The sequence below is a fragment of the Mycobacterium yunnanensis genome, from assembly GCF_025823185.1.
In the GTDB taxonomy this organism is placed as follows: Bacteria; Actinomycetota; Actinomycetes; order Mycobacteriales; family Mycobacteriaceae; genus Mycobacterium; species Mycobacterium yunnanensis.
The window spans coordinates 277,444-302,024 of the sequence record NZ_JACKVK010000001.1 but is presented as its reverse complement, the minus strand read 5'-3'; the positions used below and the strand labels follow the sequence as shown (position 1 = coordinate 302,024).

Annotated in this window: 26 protein-coding genes and 1 tRNA gene; 15 read left to right on the top strand and 12 right to left on the bottom strand. The window is 68.1% G+C overall.

Translation table 11 applies throughout. The features are described 5' to 3' along the window. Together H7K45_RS01580 and H7K45_RS01575 are read right to left on the bottom strand one after the other, a co-directional pair. Window positions 1-405, bottom strand: coding sequence for a heme-binding protein (locus H7K45_RS01580; protein WP_372512482.1), 405 nt, complete (start codon window positions 403-405; stop codon window positions 1-3). Next, complete coding sequence (locus tag H7K45_RS01575) at window positions 405-719, bottom strand: hypothetical protein (RefSeq protein WP_263993964.1); 315 nt, start codon at window positions 717-719, stop codon at window positions 405-407. Before H7K45_RS01575 ends, H7K45_RS01580 begins: the two co-directional genes overlap by 1 nt. A 156-nt stretch (window positions 720-875) precedes the next feature. On the opposite strand from H7K45_RS01575, the gene H7K45_RS01570 reads away from it, so the two are divergent. The 6 genes from H7K45_RS01570 (at window position 876) to H7K45_RS01545 (ending at window position 5,646) form a co-directional block, all read left to right on the top strand. Beyond that, complete coding sequence (locus tag H7K45_RS01570) at window positions 876-1,667, top strand: SDR family oxidoreductase (protein WP_263993963.1); 792 nt, start codon at window positions 876-878, stop codon at window positions 1,665-1,667. 12 nt (window positions 1,668-1,679) lie between these two features. Further along, window positions 1,680-2,771 (top strand): NAD(P)H-dependent amine dehydrogenase family protein, encoded by a 1,092-nt coding sequence (locus H7K45_RS01565; RefSeq protein ID WP_263993962.1) that lies wholly within the window; start codon window positions 1,680-1,682, stop codon window positions 2,769-2,771. Between the two features lie 24 nt (window positions 2,772-2,795). Beyond that, on the top strand, window positions 2,796-3,071 hold the full coding sequence (locus H7K45_RS01560; protein WP_263993961.1) for a hypothetical protein: 276 nt from the start codon (window positions 2,796-2,798) through the stop codon (window positions 3,069-3,071). Beyond that, entirely contained in the window at window positions 3,072-3,287 is a 216-nt protein-coding gene (locus H7K45_RS01555; protein WP_263993959.1) for a hypothetical protein, read from the top strand. 64 nt (window positions 3,288-3,351) lie between these two features. Further along, on the top strand, window positions 3,352-4,581 hold the full coding sequence (locus H7K45_RS01550) for an Nramp family divalent metal transporter (protein WP_372512481.1): 1,230 nt from the start codon (window positions 3,352-3,354) through the stop codon (window positions 4,579-4,581). Beyond that, on the top strand, window positions 4,582-5,646 hold the full coding sequence (locus tag H7K45_RS01545; RefSeq protein ID WP_263993957.1) for a poly-gamma-glutamate hydrolase family protein: 1,065 nt from the start codon (window positions 4,582-4,584) through the stop codon (window positions 5,644-5,646). Here H7K45_RS01545 and H7K45_RS01540 read toward each other — a convergent pair. The 3 genes from H7K45_RS01540 to H7K45_RS01530 form a co-directional block, all read right to left on the bottom strand. Then, window positions 5,629-6,072 carry an STAS domain-containing protein gene (locus H7K45_RS01540; RefSeq protein ID WP_263993955.1) on the bottom strand — a complete coding sequence of 148 codons (444 nt, stop codon included), beginning with the start codon at window positions 6,070-6,072 and terminating at the stop codon, window positions 5,629-5,631. The genes H7K45_RS01545 and H7K45_RS01540 overlap by 18 nt on opposite strands. Window positions 6,073-6,330: 258 nt before the next feature. Continuing rightward, a complete protein-coding gene (locus H7K45_RS01535; protein ID WP_263993954.1) occupies window positions 6,331-7,674 on the bottom strand; it encodes an APC family permease in 1,344 nt (447 codons plus the stop codon). Between the two features lie 12 nt (window positions 7,675-7,686). After that, a complete protein-coding gene (locus H7K45_RS01530; RefSeq protein WP_263993952.1) occupies window positions 7,687-9,312 on the bottom strand; it encodes an amidohydrolase in 1,626 nt (541 codons plus the stop codon). 157 nt (window positions 9,313-9,469) lie between these two features. Between H7K45_RS01530 and H7K45_RS01525 the strand changes: the two genes are divergently transcribed. The 3 genes from H7K45_RS01525 (at window position 9,470) to H7K45_RS01515 (ending at window position 11,587) form a co-directional block, all read left to right on the top strand. Then, window positions 9,470-10,210, top strand: a complete 741-nt coding sequence (locus tag H7K45_RS01525) for a DUF1365 domain-containing protein (protein WP_263993951.1) — start codon at window positions 9,470-9,472, stop codon at window positions 10,208-10,210. Between the two features lie 73 nt (window positions 10,211-10,283). After that, entirely contained in the window at window positions 10,284-10,865 is a 582-nt protein-coding gene (locus H7K45_RS01520; RefSeq protein WP_263994238.1) for a sigma-70 family RNA polymerase sigma factor, read from the top strand. Next, the gene (locus H7K45_RS01515; protein ID WP_263993950.1) at window positions 10,862-11,587 is read left to right on the top strand and encodes an anti-sigma factor; all 726 of its coding nucleotides are present in this window, start codon (window positions 10,862-10,864) and stop codon (window positions 11,585-11,587) included. Before H7K45_RS01520 ends, H7K45_RS01515 begins: the two co-directional genes overlap by 4 nt. Before the next feature lies 1 nt (window position 11,588). Here H7K45_RS01515 and H7K45_RS01510 read toward each other — a convergent pair whose 3' ends face one another. Further along, window positions 11,589-12,695, bottom strand: coding sequence for a glutamate--cysteine ligase (locus H7K45_RS01510; protein WP_263994237.1), 1,107 nt, complete (start codon window positions 12,693-12,695; stop codon window positions 11,589-11,591). A gap of 137 nt (window positions 12,696-12,832) precedes the next feature. Here H7K45_RS01510 and H7K45_RS01505 point away from each other — a divergent pair, with 137 nt between their 5' ends. Further along, window positions 12,833-13,654 (top strand): TIGR03621 family F420-dependent LLM class oxidoreductase, encoded by an 822-nt coding sequence (locus tag H7K45_RS01505; protein ID WP_263993949.1) that lies wholly within the window; start codon window positions 12,833-12,835, stop codon window positions 13,652-13,654. Here H7K45_RS01505 and H7K45_RS01500 read toward each other — a convergent pair whose 3' ends face one another. Beyond that, complete coding sequence (locus H7K45_RS01500; protein ID WP_263993947.1) at window positions 13,655-13,831, bottom strand: CsbD family protein; 177 nt, start codon at window positions 13,829-13,831, stop codon at window positions 13,655-13,657. A 74-nt stretch (window positions 13,832-13,905) separates the two neighbouring features. On the opposite strand from H7K45_RS01500, the gene H7K45_RS01495 reads away from it, so the two are divergent. Then, window positions 13,906-13,978: transfer RNA gene (locus H7K45_RS01495), tRNA-Arg, on the top strand. Between the two features lie 43 nt (window positions 13,979-14,021). On the opposite strand, the gene H7K45_RS01490 is transcribed toward H7K45_RS01495, so the two are convergent. Next, a complete protein-coding gene (locus H7K45_RS01490) occupies window positions 14,022-15,212 on the bottom strand; it encodes an IS481 family transposase (RefSeq protein ID WP_263993945.1) in 1,191 nt (396 codons plus the stop codon). A 117-nt stretch (window positions 15,213-15,329) separates the two neighbouring features. Continuing rightward, on the bottom strand, window positions 15,330-18,890 hold the full coding sequence (locus H7K45_RS01485) for an Ig-like domain-containing protein (protein ID WP_263993943.1): 3,561 nt from the start codon (window positions 18,888-18,890) through the stop codon (window positions 15,330-15,332). Between H7K45_RS01485 and H7K45_RS01480 the strand changes: the two genes are divergently transcribed. Further along, entirely contained in the window at window positions 18,883-19,098 is a 216-nt protein-coding gene (locus H7K45_RS01480) for a hypothetical protein (RefSeq protein WP_263993939.1), read from the top strand. The two genes, H7K45_RS01485 and H7K45_RS01480, sit on opposite strands and share 8 nt — an antisense overlap. A 27-nt stretch (window positions 19,099-19,125) precedes the next feature. Beyond that, window positions 19,126-19,590: a hypothetical protein gene (locus H7K45_RS01475; protein WP_263993938.1), complete on the top strand. Its 465-nt coding sequence runs from the start codon at window positions 19,126-19,128 to the stop codon at window positions 19,588-19,590. 207 nt (window positions 19,591-19,797) lie between these two features. Here the strand turns inward: H7K45_RS01475 and H7K45_RS01470 are convergent, their stop codons facing one another. From H7K45_RS01470 to H7K45_RS01460, 3 genes are all read right to left on the bottom strand, one after another. Beyond that, the gene (locus tag H7K45_RS01470) at window positions 19,798-20,490 is read right to left on the bottom strand and encodes a helix-turn-helix transcriptional regulator (RefSeq protein ID WP_263993937.1); all 693 of its coding nucleotides are present in this window, start codon (window positions 20,488-20,490) and stop codon (window positions 19,798-19,800) included. Window positions 20,491-20,510: 20 nt separating this feature from the next. Further along, window positions 20,511-20,903 carry a nuclear transport factor 2 family protein gene (locus H7K45_RS01465; protein ID WP_263993936.1) on the bottom strand — a complete coding sequence of 131 codons (393 nt, stop codon included), beginning with the start codon at window positions 20,901-20,903 and terminating at the stop codon, window positions 20,511-20,513. 64 nt (window positions 20,904-20,967) lie between these two features. Then, on the bottom strand, window positions 20,968-21,648 hold the full coding sequence (locus H7K45_RS01460; RefSeq protein WP_263993935.1) for a GAF and ANTAR domain-containing protein: 681 nt from the start codon (window positions 21,646-21,648) through the stop codon (window positions 20,968-20,970). A gap of 195 nt (window positions 21,649-21,843) precedes the next feature. Here H7K45_RS01460 and H7K45_RS01455 point away from each other — a divergent pair, with 195 nt between their 5' ends. Both H7K45_RS01455 and H7K45_RS01450 read left to right on the top strand, forming a co-directional pair. After that, window positions 21,844-23,067: an acetyl-CoA acetyltransferase gene (locus H7K45_RS01455; RefSeq protein WP_263993934.1), complete on the top strand. Its 1,224-nt coding sequence runs from the start codon at window positions 21,844-21,846 to the stop codon at window positions 23,065-23,067. Beyond that, a complete protein-coding gene (locus H7K45_RS01450; RefSeq protein WP_263993933.1) occupies window positions 23,064-24,581 on the top strand; it encodes a carotenoid oxygenase family protein in 1,518 nt (505 codons plus the stop codon). Before H7K45_RS01455 ends, H7K45_RS01450 begins: the two co-directional genes overlap by 4 nt.

The following is a 24,581-nucleotide window of genomic DNA, read 5'->3' as shown; positions in this document are numbered from 1 at the left end:
CTACCGGCAGCGATCCTTCATGTCGCGCAACGGTTGCCGGATGCCCTCGAGGTCGGTCTTGGTCTGCGGATTGGCGTCGAGGTAGGCGGCCACCTGCTGCTTGACCTGATCCCTCGGTTGACCCTTGAGCGTCGAATAGAACGCGTTGACGTCGGGATGGGTGAAGAAGTACGCCGAGGTGGCCGTGGACACCTGCCCGACGACGGCCTCGAAGTCCGCCGCCGAGCAGCCGGGCGCCGGCGGCGGTGGCGGGTCGGCGAGCGCTGCGGGCGCCGTCGCGGCCAACACCGCACCCGCGATGCCGGCTCCGATTGCGGTGGCCACCAGCCGCCGGGTGGCTCGAGTACTGAACGGCATGACGAAGTCCCCTCGGTCGTGGCTGGGCGTGCTGGTCGGGTTGGGCATCATCGATGTCCGCCGCCGCCGGTCGCACCGCCACCGCCACCGGAATGCGATCCCTCGTTCGGCTGCAGCGCCGTGCCGCCCCCGGCGGGGTTGAAGTACCACTCGTTGTCGAAGGGGTAGCCCTCATCCGCCGAAGGCGTTGGTGCGTCGTTGATTTGGACGTTGCCCGGGGAATCGAAGCCCCCAGGAGCGTCGCACGCCACGACCTCGGGATCGCAACTCTCGTCCGCGAAGGCCGCCGGCGCACCACCGATCAACCCCGCGGCGAACGCGGCCGCGACGAGACCAACTACCCCTGATGTGCCCAGCCGCATGGCGACCCCCTCCCGAGCGCCGCCCCTCGGCGATCGATGCCCGGAAGGTACCACCGGCGACACCCTCGTCAGCATCTTTCTCGATCATCGCGTTCCGACGAACGGCGCGGCCATTCCCCCACCAAATTAGAACGTGTTCTAGTAACGTCCACGACCGTGATCCTCGACATGTTCAAACTCGACGGCCAGGTCGCCGTCGTCACCGGGGCGGGCCGTGGACTCGGCGCCGCGATGGCGCTGGCATTCGCCGAGGCCGGCGCCGACGTCGTGATAGCCGCACGCACGCAGTCGCAGCTCGACGAGGTGGCCGAGCAGGTTCGCGCCACCGGGCGCCGCGCCCACGTGGTGGTGGCCGACCTGGCCCATCCGGAGGACACGGCGTCCTTGGCGCAGCACGCGGTCGACGCGTTCGGGCGACTAGACGTCGTCGTCAACAACGTCGGCGGCACCATGCCCGCCCCGCTGCTGGACACCTCGACCAAGGAGCTGCGCGACGCCTTCACGTTCAACGTGGCGACCGCGCACGCGCTGACCGTCGCCGCCGTCCCGCTGATGCTCGAACATTCCGGCGGCGGCAGCATCGTCAACGTCACCTCGACGATGAGCCGGGTCTCCGGTCGCGGGTTCGCCGCCTACGGCACGGCCAAGGCCGCGCTCGCGCACTACACCCGCCTCTCGGCGCTGGACCTGGCGCCGCGCATCCGGGTCAACGCCATCGCCCCCGGGTCGATCCTGACCTCGGCGCTGGACGTCCTGGCGAGCAACGACGAACTGCGCAAGCCGATGGAGGACGCCACCCCCATGCGCCGGTTGGGCGATCCGACCGACATCGCCGCGGCCGCGGTGTATCTCGCGTCTCCCGCGGGAAGCTATCTGACCGGCAAGACCCTCGAGGTCGACGGCGGCATCACCTACCCGAATTTCTCCTTCCCCATCCCCGATCTGTAGAGGACCCTCGACATGACGATCAAGGTCGCCGCCGTCGGCACCGGCAACGTCGGCAAGCACGCGCTCTCCCAACTGATCCGCGATCCCCGATTCGACCTGACCGGGGTATGGGTGTCCTCGAATGCCAAGGCCGGCAAGGACGCCGGCGAGCTGGCCGGTCTCGACGAGTCGACCGGCGTCACCGCCACCACCGACCTGGCGGACATCTTGGCCGCCGAGCCGCAGTGCGTGGTCTACACCGCGATGGCCGACAACCGACTCGTCGAGGCACTCGAGGACTACCGTCGCATCTTGGCCGCCGGCGTCAACGTCGTCGCCAGTGCCGCGGTGTTCCTCCAATACCCCTGGGGCACATTGCCCGACGAGATGATCGCACCGATCCGCGACGCGGCAGAGGCGGGCAGCTCCAGCATCTTCGTCAACGGCATCGACCCCGGCTTCGCCAACGACCTCATCCCGATGGCGCTGGCGGGCACCTGCCAGAGCGTCGAGCAGATCCGCTGCATGGAGATCATCAACTACGACACCTACGACAGCGCCACCGTCATGTTCGACGTGATGGGGTTCGGCAAGCCGCTCGACGAGACGCCGATGCTCCTGCAACCCGGAGTGCTGAGCCTCGCCTGGGGTTCGGTGGTGCGCCAACTCGCCGCCGGCCTCGGCGTCACCCTCGACGAGGTCACCGAGACCTACGTCCGCGAACCCGCTCCCGAGGACTTCGACATCGCCTCCGGCCGCATCGCGACGGGCACCGCGGCGGCCTTGCGCTTCGAGGTCCGCGGCATGGTCGACGGCACCCCGGCCGTCGTCCTCGAGCACGTCACGCGAACCCGCGACGACTTGTGCCCGGACTGGCCGCAACCCGCCCAGGAGGGCGGCTCGTACCGCATCGAGGTCACCGGGGAGCCGAGCTACGCACTCGACCTGTGCCTCAGCAGTCGTCACGGCGACCACAACCATGCGGGTTTGGTGGCGACCGCGGCGCGTGTCGTCAACGCGATCCCCGAGGTCGTCGCTGCCGCGCCGGGAATCCGGACCACCCTCGACTTGCCGCTGGTGACCGGAAGGGGGTTGTACGCTGGGCATCTGCCGTCAACCGACTGAACGGCGTCGACGAAGGGCCTGCCAATGCGCACTCGCCATCTCATCGGTCTGATCGCCTCGGCGGGTGCCGTGGCCGCGGTCGCCGTCGCCCCCGCCGCGTCGGCCGACCCTACCGAGATCTCCAACCAACCCGCCTGCACGACGACGGGCCAAGTCGGCGAGACCGGCACCAGCACCACCCAGTGCCAGACGCCGGGCAACGTGGAGATCTCCGCCCAGGCGCCGGACGTGCCGACGTGGACCTACCCCTGGGACGACGAGTTCTACGGTCCGGCGCTCGTCATCGGCAACGGGGGCTAAGTGCGCTCCCGGGTGGTCGCGTCCGCACTCGCCGTCGTCGCGGCGGCGGTGGCGCTGGCCCCGGTCGCGTCGGCGGCGCCGCAGTGCGTCAACCTCGACCCGACGACCACGCAGTGCCAAACCCCCGGCCATTCCCAGATCACCACCTCGCCGCCGGCGATGAACGACAACCCGTGGTGGCCCTACGGCGGCAGGATCGTCGGCTTCCCCTGGTAGCACGCCACCGCAGGTTTCGGTTAACCTAACTTTCCTATTCGTCCGACCGGATGCAAGGGAAACGGTGTTGTCGCTCGTAGACAAGGCGCCGCAGCGCGCGATCGCGATGCTGCTCGGACCCGCGTTCGTCGCCGCCATCGCCTACGTCGACCCCGGCAACGTCGCCGCCAACGTCAGCGCCGGTGCGCAATACGGCTTCCTCCTGGTGTGGGTGATCCTGGTCGCCAACGTGATGGCCGGGCTGGTGCAGTACCTCTCGGCCAAACTCGGCCTCGTCACCGGACGCACCCTGCCCGAAGCGGTCGCCGACCACTCCCGGACCCGGACCCGCGTCGCGTATTGGCTGCAGGCCGAATTGGTCGCCATGGCAACCGATCTCGCCGAGGTGGTGGGTGGCGCCATCGCGCTCTACCTACTCTTCGACCTGCCGCTGCTGCTCGGTGGTGTGATCACCGGCGTCGTGTCACTCGTCCTCCTCGCGGTACAGAATCGCCGCGGGCAACGCGTGTTCGAGCGCGTCATCACCGGCCTGCTGCTCGTCATCGCGATCGGCTTCCTGACGAGCCTGTTCGTCGCCCCGCCCGCACCGAGTGACGTCGTCGGCGGTCTGGTGCCGCGCTTCGACGGCGCCGAGAGCATCCTGCTCGCCACCGCCATGCTCGGGGCGACCGTCATGCCGCACGCCGTCTACCTGCACTCTGCGCTGGCCCGTGACCGGCACGGCAGGCCCGAGGAAGGTGCGCCGCGGCGGCACCTCTTGCGCGCCACCCGCTACGACGTCAGCCTGGCCATGCTCGTCGCGGGCGCGGTGAACCTCGCGATGCTGCTCGTCGCCGCCACCAATCTGCAGGGCGTCGAGAACACCGACTCGATCGAGGGCGCATACGCCGCGGTGCAGAACTCCCTGGGGCACACCGTCGCACTGTTCTTCGCGATCGGCCTTCTGGCCTCGGGGCTCGCGTCGACCTCGGTCGGCGCCTATGCCGGCGCAATGATCATGCAGGGGTTGCTTCGCCGGTCCTACCCGCTGCTCCTGCGCCGGTTGGTCACCCTGGTGCCGGCGCTCGTCGTGTTGGCAATCGGCGTCGACCCGAGCCGGGCGCTGGTGCTGTCGCAGGTGGTGCTGTCGTTCGGCATCCCGTTCGCCCTCGTCCCGCTGGTGCGGCTGACCAGCAACCGGACGTTGATGGGGGCCGACGTGAACCACCGCGTCACCACGGCCCTTGGCTGGACGGTCGCCGGCGTCATTAGTGTGCTCAACGTGGTCCTGATCTATCTGACGGTGTCGGGCTGAATGCAGCCCTACTTCGCGTACGGGTCCAACCTGGACGTGTCGCAGATGAGGCGCCGCTGTCCCGATGCGTCTCGGCCGCGGCCCGCCACGCTCGCCGACCATGACTGGCTGATCAACGAACGCGGTGTCGCGACGGTGGAACCCCTCGACGGCGCGCGCGTGCACGGGGTGCTGTGGCAGATCAGCGACCACGATCTCGCGGTGCTCGACAGTGCCGAGGGCGTCCCGGTCAGATACCGGCGCGACCGGATGACCGTCGACACCTCCGACGGGCCTGCCGAGGCGTGGGTCTACGTGGACCCGCGCGTCGAACCGGGCGCCCCGCGCCCCGGCTATCTGGAACGGATCATCGGGGGCGCCACCCACCACGGCCTCCCCCGCAGATGGGTCGAATACCTCCAGCGGTGGGATCCCGTCAACTGGCCGCGCCAGCTGCCACCCGCCAGTTTGCCCGGGCCGCAGAGCCTTTCGGATCTTCTCGCCGATCCCGAGGTCGTCGAAGCCAGCACACTGCGCTCACGGTTCGGATTCCTCGCCATCCACGGCGGCGGATTGGAACGCATGACCGACGTCATCGCCGAACGCGCCGCGGCGACCGCCGACGCGTCGGTGTACGTCGTCCGGCACCCCAAGGACTACCCCCACCACCTGTCCTCCGCGGCGTATCGGGCCGGGGAGTCCGCGCTCTTGGACGCCTTCCTCGACCACGTCGACGTCGTGGTCTCGCTGCACGGGTACGGCCGGGTGGGGCGCACCATGGACCTGCTGGCCGGCGGCGGCAACAGAGTCTTGGCTGCGCATCTGGCCGCGCACGTACTGGTGCCGGGCTTCCAGGTGGTGACCGACCTGGACGCCATCCCCCGCGAACTCCGCGGGCTGCATCCGGAGAATCCGGTGAACCGGGCCCGCCGGGGCGGGGCGCAACTGGAACTGACGCCGCGGGTGCGCGGCATCAGTCCCCGCAGCGGGCCCGAGGGTGACGACGGATTGTGCGCACCGACGTCGGCCCTCGTCGCCGGACTGGCCGCCGCGGCGACAGCCTGGCCGTCAGCCGACGACGACTGAGTCGGCGGCTGCCGGAGCCTCGAAGGCGACTCCCAGTTCGACCAGTGCCAGCCGAACGGTCTCGGCGCGCGGCAGATCCGTTGACGCACATACCCGTAGGACTCGTCGCACGGCCGGGCCAGGTACCAGCCGCCACCGGATGCCGAGCGCCGCGCAGCACCGGTCGACGCCGTGAAGCGCAGCCATCGCGGGCGCGCCGAAGAAGTCGACGGCGGTGGCGTCGACGACCAAGGCCGTCGCGATTGCGACGTGCCGCTCGAGATAGCCGGCCAACCGGCCGGCGTTGCTCGCGTCGACCTCGCCCAGAATCGAGACGACGACGGCGGGTTCGAGGGCCACCGACGCGCTCGCCGGGCCCCACTGTTCGCTGACGCCGATCGACCGTGGATCGGGACGGTAGACGCGGCGCGTTCCGATGGGTGTCATCGTGACCCCCTGAGGTTGAGACCGGGTGGCTGGGCCGCCGTGCTCTCGACGTAGGGGGAACGTACAACGAAATCCGCAGCAGGTGTCGACATTCGCAATCAGCGCAAAAGTCGTCGTCTGCGTCAATTGGGGCCGCTTGCGCCCTGGTGACGACGCATTCCGTTGCCATGAGGCTCGTCGGCAAACCGGGCTACCCGAAACGTGAGTCCACGGACTCGGCGGTGACCTGCGCAGGGCCCGCCACCACGGAATCCGTGGCTACTCCTCGATGGCCAGCACGGGCGTCGGCCGCTGGAAGCCGCGGGTGACGACCAGCAGCCAAATCACGCCGATCACCAGCCACACGACGCCGACCTCGAGGGTCAGCCAGGACAGGCTGGTCCACAACCACACCGTCAGGATGAAACCGATGCCCGGCAGCACCAGGTTGTTGAGGACGTTCTTCTCACCCTCGTCGACGAAGTAGTGCTTGATGACGGTCAGGTTGACCGCCGAGAACGCGATCAACGCACCGAAGCTGACGATCGAGGCCAGGAAGTCGAGCTTGATCCAGATCGCCGCCAGGGAGATCACCGACACCACCAGGATCGCGAACGTCGGCGTGGAGAACTTGGCGGAGACGTGGCCGAACACCTTGCGCGGCATGATGCCGTCGCGCCCCATGGCGTACAGGATCCGCGCGACGCTGGCCTGGGAGGTCAGCGCCGACCCGAAGGCGCCCGCGATGTACGCCGCGGTGAAGAACGTGTTCAGGAACTGGCCGCCGGCGGCGGTCATCACGTCGAGCGAACCGGAGTCGACGTCGACGAACTGGTTCGACGGGAACACCAGCTGCGAGACGTAGGACAGGGCCACGAAGATGACGCCGCAGGCGATGGTGGCGATCATGATGGCCTTCGGCACGCTACGCCTGGGGTCCTTGGCTTCCTCCGACAGCGTCGAGACCGCGTCGAAGCCGAGGAACGACAGACACAGGATGGCCGCACCGGCGAAGATCGGGCTGGCGCCGCCTGCGCTGCCGTCCCCGGTGAAGGGCGCCATCAGGTCGACGTTGCCCGCCTTGGTGATGGTCATGAAGGCCATCACGACGAAGACGACGATGAAGATGGCCTGAACCGCCAGCAGCAGGAAGTTGGCGCGCGCCACCGAGACGATGCCGACGATGTTCAAGATGGTCACCAGGATGATCGAGGCGAGGACGAACACCCAGGCGGGCACCGCCGGAATCGCCGCCTCGAGGTAGATCCCGATGACGAGGTAGTTCAGCATCGGCAGGAAGAGGTAGTCGAGCAGCAGCGACCAGCCCGCCAGGAATCCGGTCGGCGCGCCGAAGGTTCGCTGCGTGTAGGCGTACGTCGAGCCGGCCACCGGGAAGGCCGCCGACATCCGCGCATACGACCTGGCCGTGAACACCATCGCGGCGAGCGTGACCAGGTAGGCGACCGACAGCCGACCGCCGGTCAGCTGGGTGACGATGCCGTAGGTGGTGTACACCGTGAGCGGCACCATGTAGACCATGCCGAAGAGGACGAGCGCGGGAACGCCAAGCGCTCGTTTGAGATGGCCCTCGTGCTCGGTGACGACGGGCGTTTCTGCCGACATTGCTGATCCCTTCTACGGAGAGTGCTGGTGGCCGAGCTCGCCGCGCAGATACGTGGCTTTGACGACGACGTCGGGCAGCTGCTGGGCCGGGGCGTCGCGGGGGTCGCGGTCCAGCCACACCAGATCGGCGCTGGCGCCGGGGATGAGGCGGCCCCAGCTGTTCTCGGCGAAGGCCTGCTCGGCGACGCCCGCGGTGTAGGCGCTCAGTGCCCGTTCGACGGTCAGGGCTTCCTGAGGCGTCCATCCGCCCTCCGGCTCGCCGTCGGACGTGCGCCGCGAGATGCCGATCGCGATGCCGTCTAGCGGCGCCCCGGATGACACCGGCCAGTCCGATCCCAGGGCCAGCGGAGCCCCGGACTCGTCGAGACTGCGCATCCGATACTGCCGGTCGGCGCGCTCGGTACCCAGCCGCGGCACCGTGAGCACGGTCATCAGCGCGTCCATCTGCGCCCACAGCGGTTGCATGCAGGGGATGACGCCGAGCGCGGCGAACCGTTCGAGGTCGGCGTCGTCGACCAGCTGGACGTGAGCGATCACCGGGCGACGGTCGCGCGGGCCGTTGGATTCGATCGCGTACTCGATGGCGTCGAGGGCTTGGCGCACCGCGGCGTCACCGATGGCGTGGATGTGGATTTGGAAGCCAAGTTCGTCGACGCGGCGCGCGGCCTGGGCCAGGCTGTCGCCCTCCCACACCTGCATGCCGTGGCTATGCAGCCCCGAGCAATACGGCTCCAGCAGCGCACCCGTCTCGTTCTCCACGACCCCGTCGGCGAAGAACTTCACGGTGTGAGCGGTCAGGAAGGGCGAGTCCACGGCCTCGACGCGCTGGCGGCCGTCGACGAAACCGTCGACCTGGGTGTCGAAGTGCCGGGGGTCGGCGTAGAAGGCCAGGTTGAACCGGACGCGCAGCGCGCCGCGCTCGGCGGCGGTGACGTAGGTGTCCACGTCATCGGGTTCGACCCAGGCGTCCTGCACCCAGGTGACACCCCTGGCCAGGTAGTAGTCCGCCGCGGTACCCAGGGCGGCCACCCGGACGTCGAGGTCGCGCTTCGGCATGACGGCGGTGACGAGGTCGACCGCGCCCCACTCCCGAAGGGTTCCAAGGACGGAGCCGTCCTCGCGGTGCGGAATCTCCCCGATCACCGGGTCCGGGGTGTCGGAGGTGATGCCCGCGCGTTGCAGCGCAACGGAATTGACCCACATGGTGTGGTAGTCCCAGGCGCGCAGGACGACGGGCCGGTCCGGCACGGCCTCGTCGAGCCAGCGCGCGTCGAACAGGCTGCCCTCGGCGAGGCTGCCGTTGTAGGAGGCGCCGACGATCCATTCCTCGTCAGGGTTGGCCTCGGCGAACTTGCGCACCTCGGCGACGATCTCCTCCACCGAGTCGCACGGCCGCACCGCCGGACCGACGTATTCGAGGCCACCGAGCATGGGATGGGCGTGGCCGTCACCAAAGGACGGCATCAGGAAGCCGCCCTCGAGGTCGACCTCGACGGTCCCCTCGGACTGGCCGGCGGTGGCGACCGCGTCCTCGCCGAGCGCGGCGATTACGCCGTGATCGTCGACCAGCAATGCGGTATTCGTCGGTCCCGGGGTGCCTGTCCAAATGGTTCCGTTGTGAAAGAGCGTTGTCGCCACGGATCGGCACACTACGCGGCGGCGGCGCTTTCGCAATGTAGAACGGTGCCCATCCACAGCGTGTTCTGCGCCGAATAGCAGATGTGGAACGTAGAGACCTCGTCGGTGGCGCCAAGGAGTGCATCACTCCGGCACCCGAGTCGTTGGCGTGGGCCCCGTGCTGAGCGTCCTCTACCGGACGCGGATCACGCATTTGAGCCGCTCACCCGTCCACCACTACTTCGAGCAGGGCGGTTACCTCTGGTACGTCGACCTCGACGACTTGCCTCGGCTGCCCCGGTGGCTGCAGCCCTTCGCCACATTCGAGGCCGCCGACCATCTTTCGCCGCCCGTCACGGGACCGGACACGCTGCGTGCTCGCGTCGACCAATACCTCGCCGACCGTGGCGTCGACCTCCCCGGCGGCACCGTGACGGCGCTGACGCAGGCCCGGGTGCTCGGGCACGTCTTCAATCCGTTGACCGTCTTCTGGTGTCACGACGATCGCGGCGTCCTGCGCCACGTCATTGCCGAGGTGCACACCACCTCGGGTGATCGTCACGCCTATCTGCTGCCGCCAACGGGTGCGCAGCCCGCCGCGGTCAAGAAGGCCGTCATGGTCTCCCCCGCCGACGGTGCCGACGGTTACTACCTGGTGCGGGCACCGCTGCCCGGGGTCGACCTCGACGTGACGATCTCCCTGCACCGCGACAACAAGCCCGCGTTCGTCGCGACTCTGGACGGCACCCGATGGAAGGCTTCGGTCGCCAACGTCATGCGGCTTCAGCTCGTGGCACCGATGGCGCCGTTGATCGGCGAGATGTGGATTCGCATGCAGGGCACCACGCTCTGGACGCAGCGCGCTCCCGCCGTCACGCGCGCTCCCGAGCGCGAGCGCGAGAAGGTCGGTCAGCTATGACGTGGCCTCGCTGTCGCCACCGTCGCATCCCTGCACTCACGTCGAGGCGGGTGCCCGCCGCAGTGCGGTTCCGGTGACGCTCCTCGCGCGGCCCGATACACTTCGCGGCGTGACAGCCGATCTCGACGCTTTGCTGCGCCGGGTGGCAGAAGAGGACGTCGAGGCCTTCGCCGCGTTCTACGACCACACCCGCGCCCGGGTGTTCGGCCTCGTCCTACGCGTCCTGCGCGATCCCGGGTACAGCGAAGAAACGACCCAGGACGTCTACCTCCAGGTGTGGCGCAACGCCGCGACCTACAACCCGGCCGCCGGAACGCCCCTGGCCTGGCTGATGACGCTGGCCCACCGCCGCGCCGTCGACCGCGTGCGCTCCGAGCAGTCGGCCACCCAGCGCGAGTCCCGCTACGGCGCCGCCAACGTGGAGCTGCCGGCCGACCGCGTCGCCGAAACCGTCATCCAACTCGACGAGCAGCGTCAGGTCACCGAATGTCTGGCGTCGCTGACCGATCCGCAGCGCGAATGCATTCAACTGGCGTATTACGAGGGCCTGACCTATGTGCAGGTATCGGAGCGCTTGTCGGCAAACCTTGCCACCATTAAGTCACGGATGCGCGATGGCATCCGTGGATTGCGGAAGTGTCTGGGGGTCTCGTGACCGAACCACACGACGAATCCACGAACGACCTGCTCGTTCTCGCTACTCCGTACGCATTGCACGCCTTGGCGCAGTCCGAGCAGGACGACTTGGACCGACGGCTGACCGACGTGCCGCGACCCGTCGCCCTCGCCTTCGCCGACGAGGTGCGGGCGGTGCGCGAGACGATGGCTCTGGTATCCGCCGCGACCGCGCAGGAACCACCGGCCAGCCTGCGGGACCGCCTGCTGGCCTCCGTCGCCGACCACGGCCGCGTCGTCGAGATGCGCCCGAAGTCGACGCGCTGGCGCGCCGCGGCGATCGCTGCGGCCGCCGCGGTGGGCATCGGGCTGGGCGCGGTCGGCGTCGGCATCGCGGTGCGGCCCGACTCCACGCCGTCGGCGGCCGAACAGATCTTCGCCGCCCCGGACGTGCGGACGGTGTCCGGGCCGATCCCGACCGGGGGCACGGCGACCGTCGTCTTCTCGCGTGAGCGCAACGCGGCCGTGCTGCTGATGAACAACGTCGAACCGCCGAAACCCGGCACGGTCTACCAGATGTGGTTGGTCGACGCGAAGGGCCCGGAGTCGGCCGGCACCATGGATTCCGCGGCCGTCGCCCCGTCGACCACCGCGGTCCTGCCGGATCTGCACGGGTCGACGGCGCTGGCGTTCACCGTCGAGCCCAGTGGCGGCTCGTCGGCACCGACGACACCGGCGTTCGCCGAACTTCCGCTCGTCTGACTCAGAGTCCTTCAACGGTGGCGGTGGCCGCCTCGGCGACGACGTCGGCCACGTCCCCGCGCCGCGCCCACGCCCGTCGTTGCCGGGTGGCGCCGTTGCCGGTGGCGAGAACGCGGTCGACCTCGGCGCGCACCATCTCGTCGTCGCCAAGCGCGGCCAGCGCCGGCCCGACGTGTTCGACGAGGCCGTGCAGCAGATCGGCGGCGGGCCGCAGCGCGCCGTCGCCGGGAAGGTCGACCAGCTGGCCCTCCAGCCCGTAGCGGGCGGCGGTCCAGTAGGCCGCCTTCAGTACGTGCGGCGCGATGGGCGGCCGCGGCTCGTCCTCGGCGAGCACGGTCATCACCAGTGCGCGGACCAGGGTGGCGAACAGCACGGTGTCGGCGACGGTGGCCGGCACGTCGGCAACGCGCACCTCCACGGTCGGAAAGTTGGCCGACGGGCGGACGTCCCAATAGACCATGCCGTCGTCGAGCATCGCTCCCGTCGCCAACATCTCCTTCACGGCGGCGTCGTATTCGGCGGCGGAGTCGAAGGGTGGCGGCGGGCCCGCGCTGGGCCAACGCGCCCACAGGACGCTGCGCCAGCTCGCGTGACCCGTGTCGGCGTTGCGGTACACCGCCGAGTTGGCGGTGAGCGCAAGCAGCAGCGGCAGCCAGGGCCGCAGTCGGGTGGCCACGCGGACGGCGACGTCACGATCGGCCACGGCGACGTGCACGTGACATCCGGAGATGCCTTGTTCGTGGGCGATCATGCCGAAGCGCTCGGCGATGTGGGCATAGCGCGGCTTGTCCGTGACCGGGAAGTGCTGCGGCAGGGTGGGCGGCAACGCGACCGCGAGGAGACGGGCACCGGCCGCGGTCGCCGCGTCGGCGGTCCCGCGCCGCAAGCGAATCAGTTCGCGGCGCAGATCCGCGCTCGTGTGGGCCACCTCGGAGGTCGTCTCGACCTGGCAGCTGGTGAGTTCGAGTTCGAGTTCGACGCCGCGGGTGCGGGCGTGATCGGCGACGACCCTGTTGAGAGGCGCGGGCTCTCCGGTATTGGCGTCGACGAGGAGGAATTCTTCCTCCACGCCGAAGGTGGGGGGCTCGGGGGTGTTGATCCGGCCCATCGGATCGTTCACAACGGGCCGGATCAGGGTGACACTCCTACTGTCGCGCGAGATGGGTGCGCGGCTCGCGATTGCAGTTGCCCCGCCCACCGCGCGGCCAAACATCCGTCGTCGAATCGACACCTAAGCTCAGGGTCATGGCGCGTGATCTTCGATTCGGGTTCGGCCTGCACGCCGCACCCCGGCAGTCGTCGGTGCAGGACTGGGCCCATCGCGCGGAGGACATGGGCTACGACGTCCTGCACGTGCCCGACCACTTGGGCGCGCCCGCGCCGTTCCCGACCCTGATGACGGCGGCCGCCTGTACCGAAAGGTTGCACGTCGGGACGTTCGTGCTCAACGCGGGCTTCTACAAGGCCGCGCTCCTCGCGCGCGACGTCATGGCGATGCACGATCTCACCGGGGGCCGGTTGGAACTGGGGCTTGGTACGGGTTACGTCGAAGCGGAGTTCGCGGCCGCCGAGCTTGCCTTTCCGAGTGCGCGCGAGCGAGTGGACCACCTGCGCCACGTGGTCGAGTACCTCGGTGAGAACGCCCCCGACGTGCCAATCTTGATCGCCGGCAACGGCAATCGCGTGCTGACCATCGCCGCCAGACGTGCGCACGTCATCGGTCTCACCGGCGGCGACCCCGAGAGCCCCGACGGCGACCCGCTGGCCGAGCGGATCGGCTTCGTCCGCGACGCCGCCGGCGACCGGTTCGACGAGTTGGAATTGAACATCGCAATCACCGCAATACCGATCGACGACTCGGGCATTCCGGACCTCTCCATCACCCGGCGTTTCCTGCCCGAGCTGAGCGACGAGGAACTGCTGCGCACCCCTGGGGTGCTGGCCGGCTCGCCCAGCGAAATCGCCGACGAGATTCGCCGCTACCGCGACACCTACGGCATTACCTACATCACCGTTCAGCAGCCCCACGCCGAGGCGTTCGCGAAGGTGATCGAACTTCTGCGCTGATCAGCGTCCGCGGACGGCGTCCTTGAGACGCTCACCGGACATCTTAACGCGCGCCTTCACCTGGTCGGCCTTGCCCTCGGCGCGAAGGCGGTCGTTGCCGGTGATCTCGCCAAAGTTCTCCTTGACGCGTCCAGCCAGCTTGTCGACGGTGTGCTTGGCCTTCTTCGATGTGCTCATGGTCGTGGATAGCCTGCGTACGAGCAGGAGAAACGCAGAGTCGCGCCTGACTTCGGTATGCTGCGATCCGGTCCGCCCCCGTAGCTCAGGGGATAGAGCACGGCTCTCCTAAAGCCGGTGTCGCATGTTCGAATCATGCCGGGGGCACCCCTGTGATGTCGCAAGACATCGGAATAGCCGCGGACCTTCTTTAGGTCCGCGGCTTTTTTCGTGTGGGGCCTTTGGGGGCTCCGGTGGGTTGGTAGTCCTTGGTGGGGTCGAGGGTGAGTTGGCGCAGGAGTTCGCCGGTTGCGGCGTCGATGATTCTGATGTCGAGGTCTTGGATGAGTATTAAGACGCGTGTTCGGTAGTGGGTGCGGCCGATGCCGATGTGGTGCAGGCGGCCGTTGAGGCGCAGGGTGATGGAGCCGGCTTGGCCGACGCGGTCCGTGCGGACGCGGTCGTGGGTGTCCTCGCGTGTTCCTGGGGTTGCTTTGGGGCGGGCGTGGTAGGCGGTCGCGGGTGTGGCGCGGTGGTCTAGGGAGCGGTGTGGTCGGCGGTTGTTGTATTCGTCGGTGAAGGCGTCGAGTTGGGTTTGCAGGTCGGTGATCGTGGTGGCGGCGGGGTGGTGGGTCAGCCATTTCTTGAGGGTTTGTTGGAATCGTTCGACTTTGCCGCAGGTGGTTGGGTGGTTGGGGGTGGAGTTGATTTGGAGGACTTCTAGGCGGCGGAGTTCATTTTCGAGTTGGTTGCGTCCGCCCTTGCCGCCGGCGAGTCGGGTGGTGAACACCATGCCGTTGTCGGTCAGTGCGGATGATGGGATGCCATGGGCGGCATAGGCTTTGCGGAATGTGTCGAGGACGATGGGTCCGGTGACGCGGTGGTGGGCGGTGACGGAGAGTGCGTAACGGGAGTGGTCGTCGAGCCAGGTCAGGATTTCGGTGTGGACACCTCCGGTGATCCACCAGTGGGTGAAGTCGGCTTGCCAGCGTTGGTTGGGTTGTTCGGCGGCGAAGCGGATGTAGGAGGACTTGGGTCGTTTCGCCGGTGTGGGGGTGACCAGCCCGGCGGCGGTGAGGTGGCGGCTGATCGAGGCCGCCGACACCGTGAGGTGGTGGTGATGGTGCAGGTGCCAGGCGATGGTGTGCGGTCCGGCGTCGAGGCCTGTGTCGCCGAGGGTGCGTCGTAGGTCGACGATCAGGTCGATGGTGGATTGGGGGAGCCGGGTTGGGCTGGTGGTGGGGCGACGGGATCGTGGTTCGAACGCTGCCTCGCCCTCTGTTCGATAGCGGGCGACTAGTCGGCTGATCCAGCCTTGGGACACACCGTAGGTGCGGGCTACCTCGGACTGGCTCCGACCCTCCACGACGACGGCGGTGATGACCAGGCGGGCTTTCGACATGCGCCGAACCTGGCTGACTCAGCCCATTCCGATGTCTTGCGACACCCCATTCCTATGTCCTGAAACAACACAATGCCGGGGGCACCCCGTGATTTCTTGGCGCCTGCAGTAGGCCGTCTAGCTGACGACCAGCGTCACGGTCGCAACGGCGCTGTCGACCTTGCCGTCGTTCACCTTGTACGTGAAGGAGTCCGTTCCGACGAAGCCGACGGTGGGCGTGTAGACGAACGCGAACTGGCTGGCCAAGAACTGCAGGGTGCCGTGCTGTGTGCTCGTGACCAGAGACGCGGTCAGCGTGTCCCCGTCGGCGTCGGACACCCGGTTGAGCAAGGAATAGGCCCCGGAGGTGTCCTTGGGGAAGGGGATCGTGTCGTTGTTGACCGCGGGCACGTCGTTGACGGCGGTGACGTTGATGGTGACCGTCGTAAAGGCCGTCTCGGCAGCCCCGTCGCTCGCTTTGTACGTGAACGTGTCCGTGCCGTTCAGGTTGGGTCCCGGCGAGTAGGTGAACGACCCGTCCGAGCGCAGCTCCAGCGAGCCGCGGGTCGGTGGGGTACCGATGCTTACGACGCTCAATGTTTGACCGTCGGCGTCGGTGTCATTGGCGAGGAGGCCCGGGCCGTTCACGGTGAGAACCGTATCTTCGGCGATGGTGTAGGAATCCGAGTTGCCCACCGGCGCAACGTTGTTGGCGTCGGCGGTGACGGTGATCGTCACGGTGCCCTCGCTGGTCGTCGTGCCGTCGCCGACCGTGTACCTGAAGGAGTCGGTTCCGACGTATCCGGCGTCCGGCCGGTACGTGAAGCCGCCGCTCGAGAACACCCCCGAGAGTGTGCCGTGCTGGGGCGCGAAGGCCGCCGTGATCGCCAGCGGGTTGCCGTCGGGGTCGGTGTCGTTGGCCAACAGGCCTGGGGCACTGATGACGAGGGTGCCGTTTGCGACGACGGTGTAGCTGTCGTTTCCGACGATGGGTGCGTCGTTGACCGGGGTGACCGTAATGCTCACGGTCGCTTCGTTACTGAGCGCGCCGGTGTCGTCCTTGACTTTGTAGCCCAGGCTGTCGGTCCTCGCCTCACTGCCGTTGTTGACGTAGGTGATCGTGCCGTTGGAGTTGACGGTCGCGGTGCCGTAGGTGGGCTGCCGGGTGATGACGATCGTCGTGGTGTCCACGGTGCCGTCGGCGTCGGTGTCGTTGGCCGTCACCGCGATGGCCGTGGTCCCGCCCTCGGCGACGGTCGCGGCGTCGTTCAGCGCGATCGGTGCGTCGTTGACGGGGGTGACCGTAATGCTCACGGTCGCTTCGTTGCTCAGCGCGCCGGTGTCGTCCTTGACCGTGTAGGCGAAGCTGTCGGTCCTCGCCTCAGTTCCGTTGTTGGCGTAAGTGATCGAGCCGTTCGCGTTGACGGTGGCGGTTCCCGCGGTGGGTTGCCGGGTGATGACGACCGTCGTGGTGTCCACCGTGCCGTCGGCGTCGGTGTCGTTGGTGGTCACCGCGACGGTCGTGGTGCCACCCTCGGCCACGGTGGCGGTGTCGTTCACCGCCACCGGGCGGGCGCCCCCGATGACGTTGATGGTGACGGTGGCGAACGTTCCGGCATCCGAGTTGTCCCTGATGCGGTATTGGAAGCTGTCGGTTCCCACGAAACCGGGGTTTGGCGTGTATGTCACGAGACCGAGCGAGTAATCCCCGAGTACCTGCGTTCCGTTGTACGGGAAACCGATGAACGACCACCTGATCGGATCACCTTCGGCATCGGTGGCGCCCGCGTACAGGTAGATGGTGACCGGCGTTCCCGCTGAGGTCGTATAGATCTGGCTCCCGGGCACCGGTGCATCGTTGACCGGGGTGACGGTGATCCTGACGGTGGCGGTGGAGTCGCCGTTGAGGGTGTAGGTGAAGGAGTCAGTGCCGTTGTAGTTGGTGTTCGGGGTGTAGCTCACGGTGGTGCCGATGATGGTGACGGTGCCATTGGCGGGTTGCGTGACGGCCGTGATGTTCATGAGTACGCCGTCGACGTTGGTGTCGTTGTCCAACACGTTGATGGCGGTCGGCGTGTCCTCGACCACGGTGGCAGTGTCGTCGACTGCGACCGTCGGGTCCGTCACGGGGGTGACGGTCATGGTGACGGTCGCGGCAGAGCCGCCGTTGAGCGTGTAGGTGAAGGTGTCGGTCCCGTTGAAGTTGGCCTTCGGCGTGTAGCTCAGGGTCGTGCCGGTAAAGGTGACCACGCCCCCGGCGGGCTGGGTGACGCCGGTGATGGTCTTGGGTCCAGCGTCGACGTCGGTGTCGTTGGCCAGCACGTCGATCGACGTGCTGCCGCTGTCCTCGGTGACCGTGGCGGCGTCGTTCACGGCGATCGGCGGGTCGTCGACGGGGGTGACGGTGAAGGTGACGGTGGCATAGTCGCTTACGTCTTGGCCGTCCCACACCTTGTACCGGATCGTGGCGGGCCCGGAATAGTTGGCCGGCGGCGTGTAGACGATGTACCACCGGCCGAGGTAAACCATGTCCGTGACGCCGATGTCGGCGTTCTCCGTCTGCGCCCACCTCACGACATCACCGTCGACGTCGACGGCGCCCACCAGCGGGTCTACGCGAATCGTCGTGTCTTCCAGAAGGGTCACGCTTTGGTCTGCGGCCACCGGGGCATCGTTGACCGCGGTCACGGTCATGGTGACGGTCGCGGCAGAGCCGCCGTTGAGGGTGTAGCTGAAGGCGTCGGTGCCGTTGAAGTTGGCGTTCGGCGTGTAGCTCAGGGTCGTGCCGGTGAAGGTGACGCTGCCGTTGGTGGGTTGGGTGACGCCGGTGATGGTCTTGGGTCCGGCATCGATGTCGGTGTCGTTGGCCAGCACGTCGATCGACGTGCTGCCGCTGTCCTCCGTGACGGTGGCGCTGTCGTTGACCGCCACGGGTGGGTCGTCGACCGGGGTGACCGTGACGGTGACGGTGGCCGTGCCGGTCAGCGATCCGTCGCTCGCGGTGTAGGAGAAGCTGTCGGTGCCGTCGAAATTGGCGTTCGGGGTGTAGGTGACCCCCGAAGCGGTGAACGTGGTGGTGCCGTGGCTGGCTGGGCCGACGCCGGTGACCGTCAACGTGTTCCCGTTGGCGTCGGTGTCGTTGCCGAGCACGGCGATGGTGATGGAGGTGTCCTCGGAGGTGGTGCGGGTGTCGCCGTTGACCACCGGCGCGACGTTGACCCGATTCAGCGTCAGGGCAACGGTTCCGGTGGCGGTGGAGGGACTCCAGGACAGCGGGATGCCAAGGAAGTTGGGCCGCGCGCCAGCGTCACTCACGGTGTAGGTGAAGGTGTCGGTGCCCCCGGTCAGCGCATAGGCGTCGTCCGGGTCGTAGGTGAACGTGCCGGTGGCCTGGTCCACGGTGACGATCCCGTGGGCAGGCCCCCCGATCGCGCCGCGGGCGGGCACGGTGTAGGTCAAGGCGTCACCGTCGGGGTCGACGGCGCCAAACGCCACGGGTGCGCTCACCGCGTTGGGGAGGGCCAGGCTGATGGTCAGGTTCTGGCTCGGTGCCGTCGGCGTCGAGTTGACGAAGGTGCGCTGGAACTCTCGGCGTACCCAGCCCAGCACGGCCCACAGCAGCGGGGGTTGAGCCGGCGAGGCGGGGTTGCCAAAGATGGGCGTCAGGAACGCGTTCACCAGCGTGCTGACGATGGACACCGGAATTGCTAGCAGTGCGCTGATGGGATCGGTGGCCACCGACGGGGCGATCGGCGCAAGTGCGGCCGTCGTGCTCGCGAAACCCGTTGACTGGACCAGAGCTTGGACACGCGACGTGGACGGCTGCGGCGCGGACGCGGTGTTCGGCACTGCACCGGCAGTATTCGCGACGGTCGGCCCGACGGTCGACGTCGACGGGGGAAGGTGACCCGTTTCGACCGTCGCTTTCGGCGCGTTGTTCGAGTCGGCCGTCGGCTTCACCGTCACGGTCGGCTTCGAAGGAGCGGGCGCGGACGGGGTGACGGTCGGGTCGCTGGCCGGCACCTCGACGACGGGTTCGGACGTCGGTGTGGGTGCCGGGGTAAGTGTCGGCGTGGGCGTGGACGACGGCTCCGTCGCCGTACTGGCGCCGGTGTTCGTCTGTGCGGTCACGGTGCTCGACGGCGCATCGCCGTCGGTCGTGTCTCGTGTACCAGTCTCGGTGCCGTCCGCAGAAGTGTCCGCCGCGGTGACCTTGGGCGGTTCGACGTTCGCCGGCGCAGTCGCCGCTCCCGCGGCCTCGGAGGCGTTGGACTCCTGGGAGGAGGCGCTCGTGGACCCGGTGGAACCGTCACCAATGTCGGCGAGCGCGGTGGTCGGAAATACGACGACCGTACCCACCCCCAGGACCACGGCCAATGCACCGACACGACCGACGTAGCGGCTAAACCCCATGAACATCCTCACTCGCAGGAACAGGCTGATTACGCGACTCGAGATGCTCTAACGGGAAGCGCCAGCTAATTCATAGCAGCGCGTCAATAAGGAAGCACGGCGTTTGCAGAGTTTGCAGTAGTGCGACAGCAAAGTGCAGTAGTCGGCGACACCTGACCCGTGCGATCTACGTAGTCGTGCCTCCGGACGTGCGCTACCCCAGGCGGCGCGTACTCCAGCGCGACAGATCCGCGTCGAGCACGTCCGGGTCGCGTTCGGGGAACACCTCGTGGGTGATCTCCAAGTGCCGGATGCGGTCGAGGTGAAAGCCGCGGATTCCTCCGCGCAGCCGGCACCATCCCACGAACATCCACGAATCACCGCCGCGCAGCAGACCCATCGCCTCCACGTCGCGGGTGGTCTCACTCACGCCGTCCTCCGACGCGTACACCAACCGCGTGACGCGGCGTGCGGCGATCGCCTCGGGGATCAGGGCGGTCGCCGACACCGACGGTGGCTGCGAGTCGATGACGAACATCGCCCCCAACGCCTCGTCGATCGGAGCGAGCTGATCCTCGCGACTGATCGCGAGCACTTTCGCCCGCGCGCGTCGAGCCGCCGCGCCATAGGGCGAAGTCTCCAGCAGGGCCAGTCCCGCGAGCACCGCCAGCGACTCCGGTGCCGTGAGGTTCAGCGGCGGCAGGGAGTGCTCCCGCAAGATCGAATATCCGCCTGCCACGCCGTGATCGGCGTAGATCGGCACCCCCGCGAGCTGAAGGGACTGCACGTCGCGTTCGATCGTGCGCTTGGACACCTCGAACTCCTCGGAGAGCCGGGCGGCCGACAGTGGCCGGCGCGCTCCGCGCAGCAGGTCGACCAGTGCGTACAGCCGCTCGGCTCTCCTCATGAGGGTGAGTCTCCCCGACCTCAGCTCTGGTGCGGTCGGGTCCCGCCCACCGACCACACCTCGCGGATCAGCCCGTCGTCGGTGAAGTCGAAGACGTCGACGCCGCCGGCCGCGCCGACGTCGCTGCGCACGTTCCACAGCAGCCGCCCGTGAGCGCCGTCCACCGCCCGGGCGACCTCGCTGAACACCGTGTCCGGGTGCGTCGCGTGATACCGGTCCAGGTAGTCGGCGAAGCTGTCCGCGCCGAGCACGTCGTCACCGGGGTTGGACCCGTCGGCCTCGGAGTTCAGGAAGTGAATCCTGAAGTCCGTACTGCAAATTCGGCGCGCGATCGCACTGTCGGAGTTCCACATCGTCAACCACACATCGAGCGAAGCGGCTGCGGTCGTGTCCATCGTCGTGTTCTCGTTCATGACCACAGCGTCGGACACGGTCGCGACAACGGTATGTCGGTGTTTCGCCGACGAGTTCTCGCGACTAGTCCCCGCGGGTGTCGATCACGCGCTGGGCAACGTCGAGCAGCTTGGTGTTGGTGTCCTGGGACAGCTGGCGGAGCATCGAGAACGCCCGCACGTCGTCGATCTTGAACCGTTCCATGATGATGCCCTTGGCCTGTCCAATCCGGTCGCGCGTCGACAGCGCCGACTGCAGCTGCTCGCCTTCCCGGCTCGCGAGGATCGCCGCGGCGGCGTGGGCGGCGAGGATCATGCCGACGGACTCGGCCTCGCTGTCCCACAGCTTGGGCTCGTGGCCGAACAAGTTGAGGGCGCCTGCCGTGCGGTCGGCGGTGTACAGCTTGAACGACAGCGCACTGAGCACACCGAGCTCGACGACCGCCGGCGCGTAGTTCGGAAAGCGGGGCTCGTCGCGGAAGTCGTCGGTCCGGACGACGATCTCGTCGAGGGCTGCCTCCACGCAGGGGCCCTCGTTGAAACGCATCTGCAATTCGTCGAGTTTGAACATCAAGTCGCTGGTCGGGGCCAGTGTTTCGAAGGTTCCGGCCTTGCCGATGAGCAACACGCCGGCGACGTCGACCCCGGGGATGAGCTCCTTGGCGGTGGCTGTCACGTCGGCGAGTACGTCGTCGACTTTTCGCAGCGCGGTGACTCGCGCCAACTCCGCCATGCGCATGGCGAGGTCGTGGGACTGCAACTTCATGCCTGCATTTTGCACGCTATCGCCATCGCAGAGCACGTTTGTCACCGTCGAGCAGGGGAATCAGCCCAAGCAGGCGTGGATCGGTGTCGACACCGACCACGCCGAGGTCTCGCCCGGTTCAGACCAGAGCCGGCGAGACCGCCTCATTGCGCCATTTCCAGTAGTCACTCTGTTAGTTGTAGTAGCTTGCGGAAGATGACCACTTCCGACGTGTGGGTCCTCGGCGGCTACCAAAGCGACTTCGCCAGAAACCTCACCCGCGAGGGCGTCGACTTCGCCGGCCTAACCGCCGAGGTGGTCACCGCCACGCTGCACGCCGCGGAAATCGACGCCGTCGACGTCGGCGTCGTCCACGTCGGCAACGCGTTCGGCGAGATGTTCGCCGCCCAGGGCCACCTCGGCGCCATGCCGGCAACCGTCGTCGACGGCCTGTGGGGCACCCCCTCCTCCCGGCACGAGGCCGCCTGCGCCTCGGGCAGCGTCGCCACGCTCGCGGCCATCGCCGACCTGCGTTCCGGGGCCTACGAGACGGCCCTGGTCCTGGGTGTGGAGGTGGAGAAGACGGTGCCGGGTGACACCGCCGCCCAGTACCTCGGCGCGGCCGCGTGGACCGGCCACGAAGGTCGTGACGCCCGCTTCATGTGGCCGTCGATGTTCTCCACGGTCGCCGAGGAGTACGACCGCCGCTACGGCCTCGACGAAGGCCACCTCCGGGCCATCGCCGCCCTCAACCTCGCCAACGCGCGCCGCAACCCGAACGCGCAGACCCGCGACTGGACCGTGCCGACCCACCTGACCGACGACGACGCCGCCAACCCCGTCGTCGAGGGCCGGATCCGTCGCTTCGACTGCAGCCAGATGACCGACGGTGGCGCCGGCGTCGTCCTCGTCACCGACCGCTATCTGCGCGAACACCCCACCGCGCGCCCCATGGGCCGCATCCGGGGCTGGGGGCACCGCACGGTGGGCCTGGGCATGCGACAGAAGCTCGACCGGTCCGCCGACGACGAGTACGTCATGCCGCACGTGCGCGGCGCCGTCCACGACGCCTTCCGCCGGGCGCGGGTGACGCTCGACGACCTCGACGGCATCGAGGTGCACGACTGCTTCACCCCGAGCGAGTACATGGCCGTCGACCACATCGGCCTGACCGGCCCCGGCGAATCCTGGAAGGCCGTCGAGAACGGCGAGATCGAGATCGGCGGACGGCTGCCGGTCAACCCCAGCGGCGGGCTGATCGGCGGCGGTCATCCGGTGGGCGCGTCGGGGGTTCGCATGCTCCTCGACGCCGCCAAACAGGTCAGCGGCACCGCCGGTGACTACCAGGTCGACGGTGCCCACACCTTCGGCACGCTCAACTTCGGCGGCAGCACCGCCACCACCGTCAGTTTCGTCGTCTCGAGCCAGGAGCAACCGTGAACGTAGACGTGGTCGGCAAGTACCTCTCGACGTTGCCCGACGACGACGACCATCCGTACCGCACCGGGCCGTGGCGACCTCAGTCCACCGAGTGGGACGCCGACGACCTCACCGTCGTCGCCGGCGAGCTGCCGCGCGATCTCGACGGCGTCTACCTGCGCAACACGGAGAATCCGTTGCACCCGGCGATGAAGGCCTATCACCCCTTCGACGGGGACGGCATGGTGCACGTCGTCGGGTTCCGTGACGGAAAGGCGTTCTACCGCAACAGGTTCGTGCAGACCGACGGGTTCACCGAGGAGAACGACGCCGGCGGACCGCTGTGGCCGGGGCTCGCCGAGCCGGTCGGACTGGCCAAGCGCGACTACGGCTGGGGCGCGCGGACGTTGATGAAGGACGCGTCGAGCACCGACGTGATCGTCCACCGGGGCACCGCGCTGACCAGCTTCTACCAGTGCGGCGACCTCTACCGGGTCGACCCGTTCAGTGGCGACACGCTCGGCAAGGCGCAGTGGGGCGGTGCGTTCCCCGTCGACTGGGGAGTGTCGGCGCACCCGAAGGTCGACGACAAGACCGGGGAGATGCTGTTCTTCAACTACTCCAAGCAGGATCCGTTCATGCACTACGGCGTCGTCGACGCCGACGACCGTCTGGTGCACTACGTCGACGTGCCGCTGCCCGGTCCGCGTCTCCCCCACGACATGGCCTTCACCGAGAACTACGCCATCCTCAACGACTTCCCGTTGTTCTGGGAGCCCGAGTATCTGGAACGCAACGCCCACGTGGCGCGCTTCCACCGCGACATGCCGTCGCGATTCGCCGTCATCCCGCGGCGCGGGCAGACCTCCCAGATCCGGTGGTTCGAGGCCGACCCGACCTACGTCCTGCACTTCACCAACGCCTTCGAAGACGGCGACGAGATCGTGCTCGACGGGTTCTACCAGGGAGATCCGGAGCCCAGTGACAACGGACTCGGGGACAAGTGGCAGCGGGCGTTCCGCTTCTTGGCGCTGGACCGCATGCAGGCACGGCTGCACCGCTGGCGGTTCAACCTCGTCACCGGCGGGGTCCGCGAGGAGCAGCTGTCGGACTCCATCACCGAATTCGGCATGATCAACCCCGGGTACTCGGGGCAGCATTACCGCTACGCCTACGCCGCGACGGGGAAGCCGGGTTGGTTCCTGTTCGACGGGTTGGTCAAGCACGACCTGTCGACGGGGTCCGAGGAGAGCTACCGCTTCGCCGACGGCGTCTACGGCAGCGAGACCGCGATGGCGCCCCGAATTGGAAGCACCGGCGAGGACGACGGCTACCTCGTCACCATCACCACCGACATGAACGCCGACGCCTCCTATTGCCTGGTGTTCGACGCAGCCAGGGTCGGCGACGGCCCGGTGTGCACTCTCGCTCTGCCGGAACGCGTTTCGAGTGGGACGCACTCGACGTGGGCGCCCGGGGCCGAGCTGCGCCGCTGGCAGCAGACCGACACCGCCGCAGAGGCAATCGGCCTGTAG

Excerpts from the sequence above, each read along its gene's own strand:
- H7K45_RS01470 (WP_263993937.1), bottom strand. The coding sequence starts at position 20,490 with ATGAGGAGAGCCGAGCGGCTGTACGCACTGGTCGACCTGCTGCGCGGA.
- H7K45_RS01465 (WP_263993936.1), bottom strand. The coding sequence starts at position 20,903 with ATGAACGAGAACACGACGATGGACACGACCGCAGCCGCTTCGCTCGAT.
- H7K45_RS01460 (WP_263993935.1), bottom strand. The coding sequence starts at position 21,648 with ATGAAGTTGCAGTCCCACGACCTCGCCATGCGCATGGCGGAGTTGGCG.
- H7K45_RS01500 (WP_263993947.1), bottom strand. The coding sequence starts at position 13,831 with ATGAGCACATCGAAGAAGGCCAAGCACACCGTCGACAAGCTGGCTGGA.
- H7K45_RS01545 (WP_263993957.1), top strand. The coding sequence starts at position 4,582 with ATGCAGCCCTACTTCGCGTACGGGTCCAACCTGGACGTGTCGCAGATG.
- H7K45_RS01480 (WP_263993939.1), top strand. The coding sequence starts at position 18,883 with ATGGACACCGGAATTGCTAGCAGTGCGCTGATGGGATCGGTGGCCACC.
- H7K45_RS01575 (WP_263993964.1), bottom strand. The coding sequence starts at position 719 with ATGCGGCTGGGCACATCAGGGGTAGTTGGTCTCGTCGCGGCCGCGTTC.
- H7K45_RS01455 (WP_263993934.1), top strand. The coding sequence starts at position 21,844 with ATGACCACTTCCGACGTGTGGGTCCTCGGCGGCTACCAAAGCGACTTC.
- H7K45_RS01580 (WP_372512482.1), bottom strand. The coding sequence starts at position 405 with ATGCCCAACCCGACCAGCACGCCCAGCCACGACCGAGGGGACTTCGTC.
- H7K45_RS01490 (WP_263993945.1), bottom strand. The coding sequence starts at position 15,212 with ATGTCGAAAGCCCGCCTGGTCATCACCGCCGTCGTCGTGGAGGGTCGG.
- H7K45_RS01505 (WP_263993949.1), top strand. The coding sequence starts at position 12,833 with ATGGCGCGTGATCTTCGATTCGGGTTCGGCCTGCACGCCGCACCCCGG.
- H7K45_RS01535 (WP_263993954.1), bottom strand. The coding sequence starts at position 7,674 with ATGTCGGCAGAAACGCCCGTCGTCACCGAGCACGAGGGCCATCTCAAA.
- H7K45_RS01565 (WP_263993962.1), top strand. The coding sequence starts at position 1,680 with ATGACGATCAAGGTCGCCGCCGTCGGCACCGGCAACGTCGGCAAGCAC.
- H7K45_RS01560 (WP_263993961.1), top strand. The coding sequence starts at position 2,796 with ATGCGCACTCGCCATCTCATCGGTCTGATCGCCTCGGCGGGTGCCGTG.
- H7K45_RS01540 (WP_263993955.1), bottom strand. The coding sequence starts at position 6,072 with ATGACACCCATCGGAACGCGCCGCGTCTACCGTCCCGATCCACGGTCG.
- H7K45_RS01510 (WP_263994237.1), bottom strand. The coding sequence starts at position 12,695 with ATGGGCCGGATCAACACCCCCGAGCCCCCCACCTTCGGCGTGGAGGAA.